10 protein-coding genes are annotated in these 15269 nt (G+C 72.1%); 8 read left to right on the top strand and 2 right to left on the bottom strand.

All coding sequences use genetic code 11. The features are described 5' to 3' along the window. Positions 1-319 precede the first annotated feature (319 nt). The gene (locus ACFVYR_RS21045) at positions 320-874 is read right to left on the bottom strand and encodes a hypothetical protein (protein WP_384251199.1); all 555 of its coding nucleotides are present in this window, start codon (positions 872-874) and stop codon (positions 320-322) included. Positions 875-981: 107 nt separating this feature from the next. Continuing rightward, positions 982-2016, bottom strand: a complete 1035-nt coding sequence (locus ACFVYR_RS21040) for a hypothetical protein (protein ID WP_384251196.1) — start codon at positions 2014-2016, stop codon at positions 982-984. A gap of 975 nt (positions 2017-2991) precedes the next feature. Between ACFVYR_RS21040 and ACFVYR_RS21035 the strand changes: the two genes are divergently transcribed. The 8 genes from ACFVYR_RS21035 (at position 2992) to ACFVYR_RS21000 (ending at position 14860) form a co-directional block, all read left to right on the top strand. After that, entirely contained in the window at positions 2992-3897 is a 906-nt protein-coding gene (locus ACFVYR_RS21035; RefSeq protein WP_384251193.1) for a conjugal transfer protein, read from the top strand. Further along, positions 3897-4220 carry a hypothetical protein gene (locus ACFVYR_RS21030; RefSeq protein WP_384251190.1) on the top strand — a complete coding sequence of 108 codons (324 nt, stop codon included), beginning with the start codon at positions 3897-3899 and terminating at the stop codon, positions 4218-4220. The genes ACFVYR_RS21035 and ACFVYR_RS21030 overlap by 1 nt, the downstream gene beginning before the upstream one ends. A 62-nt stretch (positions 4221-4282) precedes the next feature. Next, positions 4283-4819, top strand: a complete 537-nt coding sequence (locus ACFVYR_RS21025; protein ID WP_384251187.1) for a hypothetical protein — start codon at positions 4283-4285, stop codon at positions 4817-4819. Then, positions 4819-7458, top strand: coding sequence for an ATP-binding protein (locus tag ACFVYR_RS21020; RefSeq protein ID WP_384251184.1), 2640 nt, complete (start codon positions 4819-4821; stop codon positions 7456-7458). The genes ACFVYR_RS21025 and ACFVYR_RS21020 overlap by 1 nt, the downstream gene beginning before the upstream one ends. 346 nt (positions 7459-7804) lie before the next feature. After that, a complete protein-coding gene (locus tag ACFVYR_RS21015) occupies positions 7805-10495 on the top strand; it encodes a hypothetical protein (RefSeq protein ID WP_384251181.1) in 2691 nt (896 codons plus the stop codon). Positions 10496-10539: 44 nt separating this feature from the next. Further along, positions 10540-11649, top strand: a complete 1110-nt coding sequence (locus tag ACFVYR_RS21010; protein ID WP_384251178.1) for an NlpC/P60 family protein — start codon at positions 10540-10542, stop codon at positions 11647-11649. Between the two features lie 278 nt (positions 11650-11927). Next, complete coding sequence (locus ACFVYR_RS21005) at positions 11928-12272, top strand: hypothetical protein (RefSeq protein WP_384251175.1); 345 nt, start codon at positions 11928-11930, stop codon at positions 12270-12272. Beyond that, positions 12254-14860, top strand: coding sequence for an ATP/GTP-binding protein (locus ACFVYR_RS21000; RefSeq protein ID WP_384251172.1), 2607 nt, complete (start codon positions 12254-12256; stop codon positions 14858-14860). The genes ACFVYR_RS21005 and ACFVYR_RS21000 overlap by 19 nt, the downstream gene beginning before the upstream one ends. The last annotated feature ends 409 nt before the right edge of the window (positions 14861-15269 follow it).

The raw sequence follows: 15269 nt of genomic DNA, 5'->3' as shown, positions 1-15269 counted from the left end.
ACAAGTTGGGGGTGTGCGGCGCGGGGGGGGGGGGGACCCCCCGGGGGGCGCCCCCCCCCCCCCCCCCGGGGGGGCGCGCCACCGGGGGGGGGGCGGCCCCCGGGCGGGGGCCCCCCCCACAACTTCGGAGGTTTAGGAACAGGCACTGACTCGGCGGCGCAGCTCACACAGATCGGTGGGGCTGTAGGCCTCTCCCCTTCGGTGGAACTGCCGCCTGAGTGGACGAGGAAGAGCGGCTGTTCGTCGGGGAGTTGCCCGGACGGTGGATGTGTGTGCACACCGGGCGCAGCAGGGCCAAGGGGTGGTGCCGGAGCTGGGGTCAGGGTCGGGGCCTGTCGGGCCAGATGCTGGCGACGGGGCCGGTGCCGTAGGTGTGCTCCGCCGTGGGGTGGTCGAGGCGGGTCTGGAGCTGGGCGAGGAGGCTGGCTCGCTCGGTGGGTCCGTAGGTGACCCGCTGCCCGGTCGCTGCATCGAAGGTCAACAATTCGCTGTTGGGTGCGGTGCACATCAGGGCTCGTTCGATGGCGGGCAGCCCAAGCCGGATGGCGTCGCAGGTGCCGAAGCGGCTCAGGATGAGGAGATCGTGGGTGACCTGCTCCCAGTCGCCGACGGCCGGCCACCCGGCCCCGCCGTCCAGTTCATGGGTGAGGGTGGCCAGCGGCACGATCTCGCGGGTCCGGCGGCGGCCGTTGTTGAGGATGCGGTGCATGCGGTCACCGTCGGGCTGCTGCACCCGACTGTGGAGCAGGATCGCGGCTTCCACGATGGTGGTGTTGATCTCACGCAGTCCGTGCGGCGGGAAGTAGGGCTCGTGGGCGAACAGGAAGTACGGCGCGTCTTCCGCGTTTGGAAGGCTGCCGGAACGGCTCGTCATGGTGAGGGCTCCTCTGCCATGTGTTGGCTGTACGGCCTCTGCAGGCACGCGGTGCGGGGTGGACGGCGGGCGGTCATGGCTCCTGGTTTCGGTAGGGCCGTTGGGCGTCAGGTGGCACAGACAGTGCACTGGCCGTCCCCGCCCGGGGGCGCTCGCCGTGGGGTGGGACCGGGACAGGAGGTACAGAAGGGCCATCCGAGGCAGGCCGGGCAGAGGTCCTGGCCCCGGGCCGGCCCGGGAGCCTGACAGCCTGCGCACTCGACGAGGACCCGGTGCTCCAGGGGCTGCTCGAGCGGGTGGGAGGCATGCGAGGCGGCGTCTCCTGCGGGCATGTCGTTCAGGACGGCCAACTCGCGGACCTGGTGCGGCGGCGGGATCTGCTGTGCGGCGCGCAGTCGGGCCGCGGTGATCGCTGCGACGGAGGTGCGGACGGGCTGAGGCAGAGGGCGGCCGGCGATGACGTGCTGCAGTTGCCGTGTGCTCCAGCCTGTCTGCAGAAGGCCAGCGACGACCGCGCCCTGGTCGTGCAGGGCGGTTCCGGTCAGGAGCAGTTCGGGGTACAGCGCACCAATCGCGAGCAACAGGCGAACGCCGGGCTCATGCGCGTCGGGCTCCGGCATCGGGTCTGTTGCACGAGGCGGCGGAGAGAGGGCTGTGTCCTCGCGCGGGTGCGCGTTACGGACGGCTGGACGGAGGGGGTTGGTGTTCTTCTCTCTGGTCTTCTTGTTCTTGGTGTTCTTAGTGGTGCGGTCCGCCTGTGCTGGCGCCTCCTGTGCTGGCTTTCCCGGTTGTGGATGTGGCCTGCGGCTTTGCGGAGGCCGGGCGCAGTGGCGGGCCTCATCACCGGCCAGGATGTCGTGGAGGTGGGCGGGCAGGTCCGTGATCGCGTATACGGCCTCGCCGAGGGTGCCGTCCTCGCGTCGCTCCCGGTCGCGGACCAGGTATCCGTGGTCTTCAAGTTCCTTCAGTCCGCTGGCGACCGCGTCCCGGCCGTCGGTGCCGGCACGCGCCAAGCCCGCCACGGTCACCCGCCAGCCGTCCCGGTGGCTGGTGATCAGCCCGAAGAGGCCCTTGGCTTTGAAGCTGATCCGGGCGTCGCGGAACAGGGCGTTGGCAATCTGCACGAAGTGGTCGCCCGCCATCGCACCGCGTCGGATGCCTGATCCGTAGTGGTTCATCGTGATGCGCTCCGTGGCACGGGGCCGCCGTGCTGTGCCAGGTGCCTGATCGGTAGGGCACCTTTGGGGCGGGTGCGAGCGGCGGTGAGGAGCACCCTGCTCCGGGCGGTGGCTGCGGCACGGTTCGCCGTGGGGCGCATACGCGGCACCCCGTTCGTGCGGGGGCTCGGTGCGCAACGCGTGGCTGGCGGCGGGAGGGGCCAGGGAGCGAGGGGCGGGGCGTGGTTCATGGCCTGAGCCAATCCGGCGGCCTCGACCGGTTCGCCGGCCAGCGAGCCCCGACCACGATCACAACGGCATCACAACGGGCGGGGTTCGTGGTGGCCGGGTCCTACTGGCTGCGCTCTACGTCTCCCGGCGGGGTGCTGTCCATTGCTGTCCATGGTGCGGGCGGCGGTGGTGAGCAGTGTTCCTGCGGTCGCGGCCGGCACGGTGCAGTGCCGGTAGAGGGTACACCGTCACGTGGTGCACCACGGCGGTGCGTGCTGGATCCTCTCCGCTGTCGCCGGATCCTCGGCCCGGCCACAGGTGCTGGCGGCCCCCCGACCACCATCTGGTCGGCCCCGGCCACCGCTGGTCGCAGGGGGTGCGCAGCGCTCACTGTGAGCTGGCGCCGCTGGCCGGAGTGGTGGCGCGTGTGCGCAAACGGCGCGGGCGCTCCCCGGGAGCAGGGCACAACTTCGCCGTTGGCGCTGTGCCGCTCGGCGCTGCCGCGACGCGGGCTCTGCCCCGGAGCCGTGTTGCTGCGCGGCAGAGGGCGGGGCGAGGTGCCGCGCGCGTGCCGGCCTGGACCGGTGGGGTGGTAGCTGCTCCCACGGGCCGACCACGGATTCGTGACCGGTTCGACGCTGTGGTCGGGGCTGCGTGGTCGGCGAAGCGGTCGGGGTGGACGGGTTCTCTCAGGGCACCAACCCGCCTGCTCTTTCCGGGAGTTCACGCATGTACCGATCCAAGCAATCAGCTGATGCCGGGGGGCCGCCGGTGGCTGCCGGGGTGGCGCTGACCCAGATGCGGCGACGTGTGCGGTGCTCCCGTGCGGGCCTCTGGGCGGCCGTAGCGGCCGGCCCGATCGCGCTGGCGGTGGCCCTGCTGCAGCCTTCTCCGACGGTCACGGCCGTGCTCCGCAGCGCCCCGCAGCATCCTGCGCACAGGCGCACGGTGGATCCTGCGGGCTATGTCGCACAGTTCGTCGATGTCTGGCTGCGCAGCCGCGAGGACACCAGCAGTGCGGCCGGGCGGCGCGCTCAGTCGATGGCTCCCGATGTCCCCCTGCCGTCGCTGGCCGAGGATGCGCCGGCGCCGCGCCGGGTGACACCGGTGCGCAGCGTGCCGCGCACCGGCGGGCAGTGGTCGGTGACGGTGGCTGCGCAGTATGCGGAGTCGGTGCGCTACTTCGCGGTGTCCGCGCTCGTCTCCGCGAGCGGCACCTCCTTCGCGGTGACGGCCGCGCCGGCCGTGGTGGCCGCGCCCACCCCGCACGCGGTGCCCGCTTCCAGGTATCGGGTGAGAGTCCCTAAGGGCCCGCTGTGGCAGACCGCCGAGGAGTTTTTGTCGGCGTACCTGGCCGGGCGGGGCGAGGTCGGCCGGTATCTGGCGCCCGGGGTGCAGATGTCGGCGGTGTCGCCGGTGGCCGCGAAGGACGTCGAGGTGCAGGACGTGGCTGCCCGGGAACCGGCGGCCGGCGCCGCGGGGCCGGGAGAGGGGACGCGGGTGCATGTCCAGGTTCACGTCGAGGCGAGCGATGCGGCCGGGCGCTGGCCGCTGTCCTACGAGCTCACGCTCGCTGCCCGCGGCGGCCGGTGGGAGATCGCCGCGCTGTCCTCCGGGGCGGGCGGTGAGCGGTGATGGACACCGTCAACCGTGTCGTGCTCGCAGGCAAGTTGGCTGATCTGGGCGATTCCTGGATCGGGACGGCGAAGGACTGGGGCACGGCCGGTCTGCAGGCGGCGCTGGTCGTCATCGTCGTCGTGATCATGCTGCAGCGGTTCAGTCTCAAGGCGGGCATCGGCGCTCTGATCCTCATGGTGATCGCGCTGGGTCTGTACAACTCGCGTGACCAGCTGGCGGACATGTTCGAGGACGAGGTGAAGAACCCGGCCAGGAGTGCTCCCGCCTTCGCACATCCGATACCTGCGGGCGGGCCGGTAGGCGGGCAGGGGCCGGTATGAGTACGGCGGCCGCCCCCCGCCGGGCACGCTTCTACACCTCCGCGCGGCGCTATCCCTGGGTGATGGGAAAGATCGCCGACTGGCGTTTGCCGTTGGGCCCCTACAACGCGGCCCAGATCGCGCTGGCCACCGTGGGCGGCTTCGTCCTGGTGAAAACCCTGTGGCTGTGGGGCGGGTTCGGGCCGCTGTCGGTGCTTCCGGTGGCCGCCTGGATTGTGGGGATCTGGCTGCTGCGGCGCCCGAAGATCGCTGGACGTACACCGGTTGCGGCGGCCTTGGGCCTGGTGGCGTTGGCGGCTCAGCCCGCCGGTGGCCGCATGGGCCGCCGTGCCGCACGCGACCGGCCCGCACGGCGCCTGGGCGGCGGCTTCACCATCGAAGACCTTCCCTACCCCGGCGGCCAGCTGCGCCCGGGGCCCGCACCGCGCGCCGGGCACCCGGGCCCGCAAGCCGCCCGTACCCGAGGCCCGAACGCCGGCCACTCGCCATCAGCCAGGCCATCGACTGCGGCGTCTGCTGCGCCCGTGCCTTCGGTGCGCGCCTTGCTGGCTCAGGCCCACCTCCGCGCCCAGAACGCCGTCGAGACCAAGGAGGGGTGATGCGTGTTCCCATCCGGCACATCGCCGGGCATCTGCTGTGGTCCGCCCAGGGGCATGTGTGGGCCCTCTACCGGCTGCATCCGGGCCCCGACAGCAAGGGTCGTGGCCAGGAGACGGTGCCGGGCACTTATGTGCCGCCCGCGGTCCACGACGAGCTGCTCGACAAGACGACCACTCTGGTGCGTTCGCTGTCCGGGGCGCCGCGGCTGTTCGGTCTGTGCGCGCAGGTTGATGCGGGTGAGGTCGCCTGGCGCATGGTCGACGGACTCACCGAGCCCGACGGGGCTCTGCCTTCCGGGGCCCGCCCGTGGATCGAGCACCTGGACGCGGCGCTGGATCTGCTGGAGGGCCAGGAGATGCACCAGCGCACCTGGTGGCTGGCCGTCCCGCTGGAGAGCGTCCGCCAGGGGCTGAAGGCGGCGACGGCACTGTGGGCGGAGGTCTCCGACTCACTGGGGCTGCGGGCCGCGCCGGTTTCCCGCGCCGAGGTGAGCGTGTGCCGGGACCAAGCCGCGCAGGTGGAGGCGCAGTTGGCAGGCGCAGCTGCGTACCGCCCGGCGAGGCCTGCGGAGATCGTGTGGATGATCCAGCACGCGGTGCACCGGGGCCTGGCCGAGCCGCTGCTCGACCAGGCGGCGAGCAGCGGCCTGTACGGCGGCCAGGTGCACGGCGCGGTGCTGCGCTCCCCCAGCTACGCCGATTTGGGGCAGGTCCGCCTCGAGGAGGGCGGCACCGACAGCACGCTTGGGGCCCGGGAGTCGGCCGGCTCCCGGCGTCCTGGCCGGGCGGAGCGCCGGGGGCCGTGGTGCAAGACACGCTCTCCATCACCGCTGCGGCGTCGCTGGCTGCAGGTCGAGAGCGCGACCGGGACGGGCTATCAGGCGCATCTGGCGCTGGCCGAGTGCCCGCCCGCGGTGCGTCAGGAGGCCGCGGATCTGTTCACGCAGCTTGAAGTCCTCGACTTCCCCGTTGATTTCACCGTCGATCTGACGCTGGTGCCGGCGGAGACGGCCCGCGCCCAGGTGCAGCGCAAGAAGAACGAGCTGGTGGACCAGGCCGACCAGTACGAAGTCCGGCCCACCGGCATGCCCGCCTCCTTGCCGGAGGCCGCGGTCGATCTGGGCGAGCTGGAGAGGCGGCTGTCGCGCAACAGCGTCGAGGTGGAGGTCCAGAGTGTCACGGTGCTCACGGTGTGGGCGCCCACTGCTCAGCTGTGCGATGCGCGGGCGCGGGCGCTGGAGAAGCTGCTGGCGGGCGCCGACTACCGGGCGGTGCGCCCGTGCGGACTGCAGGTCGACCTGTTCACGCTCGGGGTGCCCGGAGTGGTGCGGGCGCCCAGGCTGCGGGAGTTCACCCAGCATCAGCTCAGTGAGGACTGGGCGCTGTCGGGGGCGTTCGCGCACAGCGAGGTGGGCGATCCGAGCGGGCTGCTGCTGGGCCTGGACCTGGACTGCGGCACCACCCGGCCGGTGCTGGTCAACGTGGCGGATGCGCCCAGGCAGGATGCCTCGGCCTCCCTGGGGGTGGTGGGAGATCTGGGGGGCGGCAAGAGCGTGCTGCTGAAGCTGATCGCCGGTTCGGTCGTGGACCGGGGCAGCCGTGTCATCTGTATCGACCGCACCCCGGTGCGGGAGTGGGCGGCGTTCGCTCGGGCGGCCGCGCCGGGCCGCTGCCAGATCATCGACGCCGCGCAGGCGGCGTTGTCCATCGATCCGCTGCGCTTGTTCCCGGGCGCTGAGGGCCGTCACTACGCGCTGAGCTATCTCACGCTGCAGCTGGGCGTGGGCCCGATGACCACGGCCGGTGAGGTGTTGCATCACGCCGTGGAGCAGGCCGCTTCGTCCGCTGCCTGTTCCATGAGCGGTGTGGTCGCCGTGCTGCGGCACATGGCCGCGGGTGCGAGCGGCAAGCGTCAGGACGCAGCTGCCACGCTGGCCGGGCTGCTGCGCGTGGTCGAGCAGAATCACCTGGCCCGCATGGTGTTCGACCCGGCGCTGCCTCCGGTGCAGTTGGAGGGCACTGGGGCCTCGGAGTTCATTGTGGTGACGACGACCGGGCTGAAGCTGCCGCCCAAGCAGGCGTTCGCGCACCCGGAGGTGCTGCATCAGCAGCCCCTGGAGACGCTGATCGGCCGGGCGGTGCTGTACCTGATCGCGGCGATCGCCCGCCAGGCCGCTTTCGCCCAGCCCGAGCGGTTCTGCGCGGTCGCACTCGACGAGCTGTACTGGCTCACCTCGTCCGCCGAAGGCACCGCCCTGGTCCACGAGATCCTCCATGACGGCCGCAAGCACGGCGCGGGGCTGCTGGCAGGCGCCCACGAGGCCGAGGAACTGGGGCCCGACCGGGGCCTGATGGCCTACCGGGCGCTGGCCCGCACCACGAATCGTGAACGGGCTCGCCGCGGACTGGAGTTCGTGGGCCTGGACAGCGGCGACAGCGAACTGGTGCGGCTGGTCACCTCCAACCTCTCTCCCGTCGGGCGCCGGGACCGTGCGGGTGAGCTGCTGCTGACCGGCCCGCGGCAGAACACCGGACGCGTCAAGGTCGTCATCCCCTGCCTGGAGCGGATCGCGTCGCGGATCACCACCACCCCCGGCCAGGCCCCGGCGTCGGGGCCCGCACCACAGGAGGCCGCCTGATGATCAGCCGGGGATGGGACCGGGCACGGCGCCGCCAGGCCGCTCGCCGGGCTGCCGCCGTCCTGTGTCTGAGCGGCCTGATGCTGGCCGCGGCCGCCGTGATCCTGCGTCTGCCGCCGGCATGGCCTGCTGGTCACCCGGCCGGAGGCCCTGCCGGGGCTCAAGGCCGTGCCGGGGCCTGCGCGCTGATCGCCGGCCCGGCCCGGGGTTCGTGCACGGCCGGGCCGGACCGCACGGCGCGGGCGCGTCCGCAGGAGCACTCCGTTGTCGTGGCACAGCTCCTGCCGCCGGCCGCCGCCGTGGTCGCGCTCCTGATCCTGTGCCGGGTCGGAAGGAGGGATCCCTCATGATCAGGTGGTGGCCGGAGAGCGTCCGGCTGCGTACCTTCGCCCACGCCCTGGCGCTCGCGGTGGTGTTTCTTGTCGTCAACGGTCAGGTCGCCTACGCCGCGGACGGCGGCGGGGACATGATGGCCCCGCTGAACGTGGACAGTTCCGAGGGCGTGCCGCTGGATGGCTACGAGCTGTCGGCGCAGGGCGGTTCGGTCTTCTCGCTGAAGAGCAACGCGTACGCGTTTTTGATGAACGGGCTGTTCACGCTGGTGCGTCTGCTGGTCGGACTGGCGTGCTGGGCCGTTGAGTTCGCCCTGCGCTTCCCTCTGATCAAGGTGCTGGCCGATCCGGCCCAGCGGGTCTCCGAGACCTATAACGACATCGTCGTGGACACCCTTGGCCTCAAGGGCCTGTTGCTGGCCTGGGCGTTCGTCTTCGGCGGGATCCTCCTGGTGCGGGGCAAGGCCAGCAAGGGACTGGGGGAGATTCTCCTGACGCTGCTGATCGCCGCGTTCGCCGCCTCCGCGTTCGTCCGCCCGGACTACCTGCTGGGCCAGGACGGTCCGCTCGCGCAAAGCCAGCAGGCGGCCGCCGAGGTCGCCCAGGCCACCGTCGAATCTCACGACTGGGGCGGGAAACTCGCCAGCGGGAACACGGGGCCGTGCGCCGGGATGTGGGGCAAAGCCCTGGAGAAGTGCCATCAGGTCCAGGAGGAGCGCCCCTACTCCGCCTCCGAGGTGGCCAAGCCCATCCAGGATTCGCTGTCCAACGTCCTGGTCGTCAAGGGCTACATGCTCGTGCAGTACGGCCGGATCCTCGACCCGGGCAAGAAGGCCGACCGGCAGGCCTACGCGCTGCACCTCAAATGGGTCTTGGGCGGCTACAAGCCCTCCGCCGAGCAGGACAAGAAGGACCCCTGCGGGATGGTGGCAGGCCCGCTCAAGAAGTACTGCCAGGACGGACACGCGGGCACCAAGCGCGCCGCGGCTCAGGACCTGCCCGAACTCACTTTGGGAGGGCAGCTGCTGGAGTCCGCGACCCCGGTCCTGAGCGAGCCAGACCAGCAGTTCGCCGCGTTCCTGAAGGATCTCAAGAAGGCGGGGCCGGTGGGCCAGGCCTGCGCGGAGTACGCCAAGGAACCCGCCGGGTGGCGGGCCGCCGGCGTGTTGATGCTGTTCGTCTCCGCGCTGCTGATCTGCGCGATCGCCCTGTCCGGCGCGTTCGTGCTGGTGGGGGTGCAGGCCGCGGATGCGGCGGCTGCCGCGGTGGGCGGGGTCGCGCTGGTGTGGGCGATGCTGCCCGGTCCCAGCCGGCAGGCGGTGTGGAAGTGGCTGGCGCTGCTGGGCGTCTCTGTCGCCGCGATGTTCGCGGTGTGCATGTTCCTGCCCGCCTACGGCATCGGTATCGACATCATGCTGACCGAGGGCCCCACGGTGCCGGCCGAGCGGCTGCTGGCCCTCAACGCCCTGGCGCTGGCCGGTCTGGCCTTCCACCGGCGTCTGCTGCAGGCGATCTCCTCGGGCGGGCAGCGGCTGGCGCTGCGGATGCGCTACGCGAAGATCGGTGGCACCCATCTGCCGGGCGACAGCTCCGAGATCGGCGCGGCGCTGGCCGTGCACGGCGGCGGCCTGGGGGCCGGCGGCGGGTTCGGGCTGCGCACCCTGGGCGGTGGATACGGACGGCTCGGGACCCGCCAGCGCATCATGCGCTCGCTGGGCGCGATGACGGACGGCACCGGCCTGCCCATCGACTCCGGGCGGCTGCTCGCCGACGCGGGTGCGGAGGCCTCCCGCGGTCTGGGGCCGCTCGCGCTGGCTGCGACCGGCGCCCGGGTGGGGGCCCGCGGCGCCTGGTGGCTGACGGTGGGCAAACATCCCGGCGACCAGACGCTGGAGAAGATGCGCAAGCCCACCGCTGCGGGAGATGACGCGGCTCCCGCGACGCCCTTCGCGGGTGCGGGCTACTCGGTGCGGGGGCCGGGCGGAGCGGGCCGGGCAGGGCCGCCGGACCGCTACCGGGACAAGGACGGCATCATCACCGACCGGCACAGCGGCGCGGTCCTGCACGACCAGCACAGCGACCGCACGCTGTTGTCGACCCGCGCGCACAACCGGCTGGTGCGGCTGCGCGGTTACCGCATCCTGAACCGCACCGGCCGGATCGCGCACGGCGCCACCTACGGTCTGCCCGCCAACACCCGGCGGGCCCGGGCCCGGGCCTCGCGATACACCCACGACGCCCGTCAGCAGCTCGAGGTGTGGCGCAACACCGGGCGTGAGGACGGCCGGGCCTGGACCGGCCGCGCGTCGCGCGAGGACGGCAGCGATCCGGCTGGACCGGTGGCCGGCTCGCGGCGCCTGCCGCCCCCTTCCCCCGGGCCAGGACCGGGCGCGCCGGTGCCTGGTGGCCCCTCGCGTCCTCCCTCCGCCCCGTCGGGCGGCGCGCCGGCCTCGCCTTCTCCCGGCCCGACGCCGTCCGACTCTGGCTCCTCTGGGCCTTCCGGGCGGTGGCTGTCGCCCCCGCGGCCCGCTGCGCCTCCGCCCCGCCGGTCACGCCCCGGGGCCCTGGGTTCCAGTGCCGGCTCACGCGAGGAGGCACGCCGTCGCTTCGAGGAACTGCAGCGTCGCATCGCCCGGCAGCGGGACGAAGATCCCTCGCCCCGCGTGGACCTGCCCCCTGCAGACATGGAAGGGGAGGAGCCGTGACGCCAGGGAGACGGCGCCGGCGCGTGAAGTGGGGGTGCCTGCTGGTGGTCTTACTGGTCGCAGCCTCCTGTGCCGCCCCGGTCGCCGGGGTCCTGTCCGCTGCGGCCCAACTCTCCGGGCGGGACGCCCAGGGCGAGGGAGAACCGGTCCTGGAGGGCAGCGCCGCGGACATCCCGCCCACGATGCTGGCTGCCTACAAGAAGGCCTCCCGGCAGATCGGCCGTCATGTGCCGCGGTGCCGGGGCATGTCCTGGCCGATCCTGGCGGGCATCGCCAAGGTGGAGAGCAACCATGCCGCCGGGCGAACCATCGCCAAGAACGGTGACATCCACCGGCCCCGGATTCTGGGCGTACTCCTCAACGGGTCGGGCGCCGGACAGAACGACACCGTCTTCCCTGACACCGACGACGGCCGCTGGGATGGCACCGCGGACGGCGAACGGGCCGTGGGCCCCTTCCAGTTTCTGCCCTCCACCTGGGCGTCCGTGGGCCGCGACGGCAACGGAGACACGGCCAAGGACCCGCACAACGCCTTCGATGCGGCCCTGGGGGCGGCGGGGTATCTGTGCGGCCGCGGCCGCGACCTCACCCAGCGCTCTGAGCTGCACGCCGCGATCTTCCAGTACAACCGGTCGCAGGAGTACGTGAACAACGTCAGCAGCCGCATCACGCAGTACCGCACAGCGGCCCCCAGCTCCACGAGCGTGGAGCTGGGGGCGGTCTCCGGCAAGGCGAAGACCGTGCTGAAAGCGGCGCTCGCCCAACGCGGAATTCCCTACTCCTGGGGCGGCGGCAATGTGAACGGTCCCAGCACCGGGACATGCTGCTCCCCCAGCGGCACGTCCGGCGCCGGAATCAAGGGGTTCGACTGCTCCGGGCTGACCACCTATGCCTACGCCCGGGTCGGAATTGCCCTGCCCCGCACCGCCAAGACCCAGGCCCAGATGGGCCGGCGCGTCCCCGCCAGCAGCGGCACGGGCGCGCTGCACCCCGGCGATCTTGTCTTCTACGCCGGCCGCAGCGGCGCCATCTTCCATGTCGGGCTCTACGCGGGAAAGGGGCAGGTGGTCAACGCCGCACGGCCCGGCACGCAGGTGCGCATGGACCGCGTCGAGGCGATGTCCGGCTATGCGGGAGGGGCACGCCTGCTGTGACGCCCAGCTTTCCGCGATCACGCCCGACACCGCCTACCCCGTGGCTGCTGCTCAGCTGCACCCTGCTGCTTGCCCTGGTCGGCGGCCTGCTCTTGGCGGCATCCCCCGGCGAGTCCGCGCAGGCCACAGGGCCCCCTTCCGCCCCTGTGGCGTCCGCGCCCGGGCCGCAGAGGCACAGCGCCTCCCTCCGCCCCGCCCGGCCCGCCCCGGGGAGGGAGCCGGCGAGTGCCTCCCCGAGCTTGTCGGCGTCTGGCGGCGGCCGTGCCACCGACCCGGAGATGCAGCAGCAGCTGGAGAGCGCGTGGCCGCCGGATCTGCCCGTCGCGGACGAGGAGCAACTGCGCCGCCAGGGAGCAGCCTTGCTGCAGGCCGATGCGACCGGAGTGGGCCGCGGCCGCTTCCCCCAGGTGTTCGGCACGCGCCCCCAAGGCCTGATGGCGCCCGCCTTCAGCCGCCTGCGGATCCAGGCGGCCATCGCCCGCCGGGACCATGCCGCCGACCGGGCGGTGGTGCACCTGGTGTGGGCGGGCGCCGACCGGGGCGGGACCTTCACCGACGGGCGCACCAGCCGCTACCTCTTCCACCGAGCCAAAGGAGCCGCCACATGGTCACCGCGCACCTGACACCGCAGGCCGCCGGCCCGCTCGCTTACGCGACGGGGGCAGCCCAGATGGTGCTGTGGCTGGCCGCGCACTGGTGGCTTCTCGCTCTGGCCGTGGCCGCGCTCCTCATCGCCGCCGTGGCTCTGACCCACCATCTGGCGATGAAGGCCTCCCAGGAGCGGATGAGTCTGGAGCTCTCTCCCGCCCCCTACTTCGAGCCCACCACTGAAGAGATCTTCAGGCGCGGCGTGGAGCTCGCCCGGGCGTGCACCGCCTTGCCGTGGTGGGCGCCGCGCCGCACCAAGGCGGTGCGGATCCGGCTGCGCGCCGATGACCGCCATCCCTTCGCCTACCGGCTCGAAGGGCCCGCGGGGGCCGAACGCCTCCTGTCCACCACACCGTTCGGCCCGCACGTCCGCGTTGCCAAGGCCTCGCCGCTGGCCGACCGGGCCCGGGCGCACGAGGTGCGCGCCGAGTTCCTCCTGCGCGGCAATCCGGTCGCCGGGCTGCGCGAGGTTCCGCTGCGGCCCGACCCGCTGCAGCCGCTGGTGGACGCCGTCGCCGACCTTCGCACCGACCTGGGCGACCTGGCCGAGGTCTGCGTCGATCTGCAGCGGGCCCCCAAGTGGGCGCTCAGGGTGCGCCGCTGGCAGCTGATGGGCCGCGCCCGCCGCGCCGAGGAGCGGGAGGCGGCGCGCGCGGCGCGCTGGCTGCAGCGCGACGGGGCGGGTCTGGACGTGTCGCTGGTCGCTCACCTGCAGCAGTTGCTGTCCGGGCGCGGCAGCGGGGCGCTCCGCGCGCGTCCGGTGGTCATGCCGCCGTCGGTAGGCCGCGTGGACCGCTCCGAGGCGCTGGGCAAGCTCGCGGAGGACGACCAGCTGGTGCGGGTGCAGATCCTGGTGCGCTGTGCCTCCGACATCGAGGGCCGCGCGCACGCCCGGATGGCGCGGATCCAGGCCGGCTTCGACGTGTTCGGCGGGTCGGCGCGGCTGGCCATGCGCGGCCTGCGGATCGGGCCCTGGCGGCTGGGGGCCGACCGCTGGCCGCACCGTGCCGTCTTCGACCGGCGCTGGCGGACCGGGCAGTGCGAACCGCCGCGCGCGAACTGGGTGCGCCTGGAGGAGCTGACCGGGCTGCTGAAGCCGCCCACCGTGCACTGCCGGCTGCCGCTGCTGCCCGCGGACCTGCCCACCTGGCGGCCGGGAGATCCCGAATTGCTGCTGCAGGGCTGGTACCGGGGGCCGGACGGCCGGCGGCGGCTGGTGGCCACACACGCCGCCGAGACGCTGTACGAGCTGGGCGTGGGCAAGTCGGGCGGCGGAAAGACGGAACTCGCCATAGCGCAGGCGATCGGGTATGCCCATGCCGGGGGCGGGCTGTTGTTCATCGACCCGCACCGCGACAGCTTCGCCCGGGCCGCGCCCTATCTGGCCCATAAACACGTCGCGCAGCGGCTGGCCCGAATCGACCTGACCGGCATCGGCGCCGACCCACAGGTCAGCTCGTGGAATCCGATCGGCATGGATCACCAGCGGGCCCGTCACGAGGTCGTCGAGGGCGTGGTGGACTCCTTCGCGGCCGCCTTCGGGTGGGACGACGCCTCCGCACCGCGCGCGATCGCGATCCTCACCGCGGCCTTGACGGTGCTGACCGCGGTCAACGAGCTCGCCTGCCGTGCCGGGCGCCCGGCGGATCAGGCCACCATCTTCCACGTCCGTGCGCTGCTCACCGACGCCGGCTTTCGTGCGCAGGTGCTCGACGCCGTCGGCAGCTTCCTCAATGAGGACTCACGCGCCTGGTGGGAGCACACCTTCCCCACCTTCCCGCCCGATGCGTTCGCGATCCTGCTCAATCCGCTGACCCGGCTGTCCGGCAACCCAGTCACCTACGGGTTCCTCGGTCAGGGCCAGGGCATCTACAACATCCGCGCGGCCATGGACGACCGCATGGTCGTGTGGGTGTGCACGGCCGGCCGCGGTCCCACCGACCGTCTCGTGGCCGCTCTCCTCAATCGTGATCTGCTGCAGGCCGGACGCTCCCGCGTAGACCTGCCCGCGGACCAACGGCTGTGGTTCAGGGCCTACTTCGATGAGCTCATCACGCTCGCCGAGGCGTCCTCGGACTCGATTGCCAGCATGTTCGAGGACTTCCGCAAGTACCACGTGCAGATCCATGCGCTCACCCAGCTGCTGGCCCGACTGCCCAGCGATGTGCGCCAGTCTCTCCTGCAGAACGCATCCACCCTCTCGACCACTAAGGGGTCCCGGGCTGCTATCGCGCCCCTGGCCGAGGAATGGGGGGAGCGTCCCAGCGCTGCCGAGATCGCACACCTAAACCAGTACGATCACTACGCCACCTTCACCGTCGAAGGGCGCCGTATCGGGCCTGTCCTGATCCACGGGCCCCATCTGGACGACGTTTTCGCCCACTTGGCGCGCCCGGCCAAGGTCGGCGCCTTGAAGCGATACGCCGACCGCAACGCCGGCACTTTGCCGTTGCCCGACCTCACCGCGCGGGCTGCCGCCCAGTTGCAGCGGGTGTGCGCCTTTTTGAGCGAACACGCACCGGCCCCTGCCGTCACGCTCACGAAAAACCGGAGCTACCAGTGACGCCACACAACCGTTCAGGACACCCTCGACCACGCTCGCCTCCCGCTCGAAGAGCCCTGAACGGAGAGCGGCCCTGCCCTCTCGCCGCGCTGGCGCACATAGGAGGCATGGACGGGCACGGGATTACTTCCGATCAGGGCAGCACCGTGGCGCGCCGTGTGTGCGGGCCGCGGTGCCCTGTCCACACACCCTGTCACGGCAGGTGAAGCACCAAATAGGCACGTAGCCCGCTATAGATGCATACGCACAAGACCTGCAGGCCTGCTGGACTGTGGCGCAATTGCATCACTCGTAGCGGAACGCAACCATCAACTACCTGAATCGCATGGAGCGTTGACAGAGAGCGTCCTACTGTTCGCATCACAAATCGCACGCATGACGACGGCCACAACTGGCCCTATCCGTCCCA

The organism is Streptomyces sp. NPDC058284, assembly GCF_042881135.1.
GTDB lineage: Bacteria > Actinomycetota > Actinomycetes > Streptomycetales > Streptomycetaceae > Streptomyces.
The sequence above is the reverse complement of the archived record's forward strand: the minus strand, read 5'-3'. Positions and strand labels throughout refer to the sequence as shown.

Excerpts from the sequence above, each read along its gene's own strand:
- ACFVYR_RS21020 (WP_384251184.1), top strand. The coding sequence starts at position 4,819 with ATGCGTGTTCCCATCCGGCACATCGCCGGGCATCTGCTGTGGTCCGCC.
- ACFVYR_RS21025 (WP_384251187.1), top strand. The coding sequence starts at position 4,283 with ATGGGAAAGATCGCCGACTGGCGTTTGCCGTTGGGCCCCTACAACGCG.
- ACFVYR_RS21040 (WP_384251196.1), bottom strand. The coding sequence starts at position 2,016 with ATGGCGGGCGACCACTTCGTGCAGATTGCCAACGCCCTGTTCCGCGAC.
- ACFVYR_RS21030 (WP_384251190.1), top strand. The coding sequence starts at position 3,897 with ATGGACACCGTCAACCGTGTCGTGCTCGCAGGCAAGTTGGCTGATCTG.
- ACFVYR_RS21000 (WP_384251172.1), top strand. The coding sequence starts at position 12,254 with ATGGTCACCGCGCACCTGACACCGCAGGCCGCCGGCCCGCTCGCTTAC.
- ACFVYR_RS21015 (WP_384251181.1), top strand. The coding sequence starts at position 7,805 with ATGATCAGGTGGTGGCCGGAGAGCGTCCGGCTGCGTACCTTCGCCCAC.
- ACFVYR_RS21005 (WP_384251175.1), top strand. The coding sequence starts at position 11,928 with ATGCAGCAGCAGCTGGAGAGCGCGTGGCCGCCGGATCTGCCCGTCGCG.
- ACFVYR_RS21045 (WP_384251199.1), bottom strand. The coding sequence starts at position 874 with ATGACGAGCCGTTCCGGCAGCCTTCCAAACGCGGAAGACGCGCCGTAC.
- ACFVYR_RS21035 (WP_384251193.1), top strand. The coding sequence starts at position 2,992 with ATGTACCGATCCAAGCAATCAGCTGATGCCGGGGGGCCGCCGGTGGCT.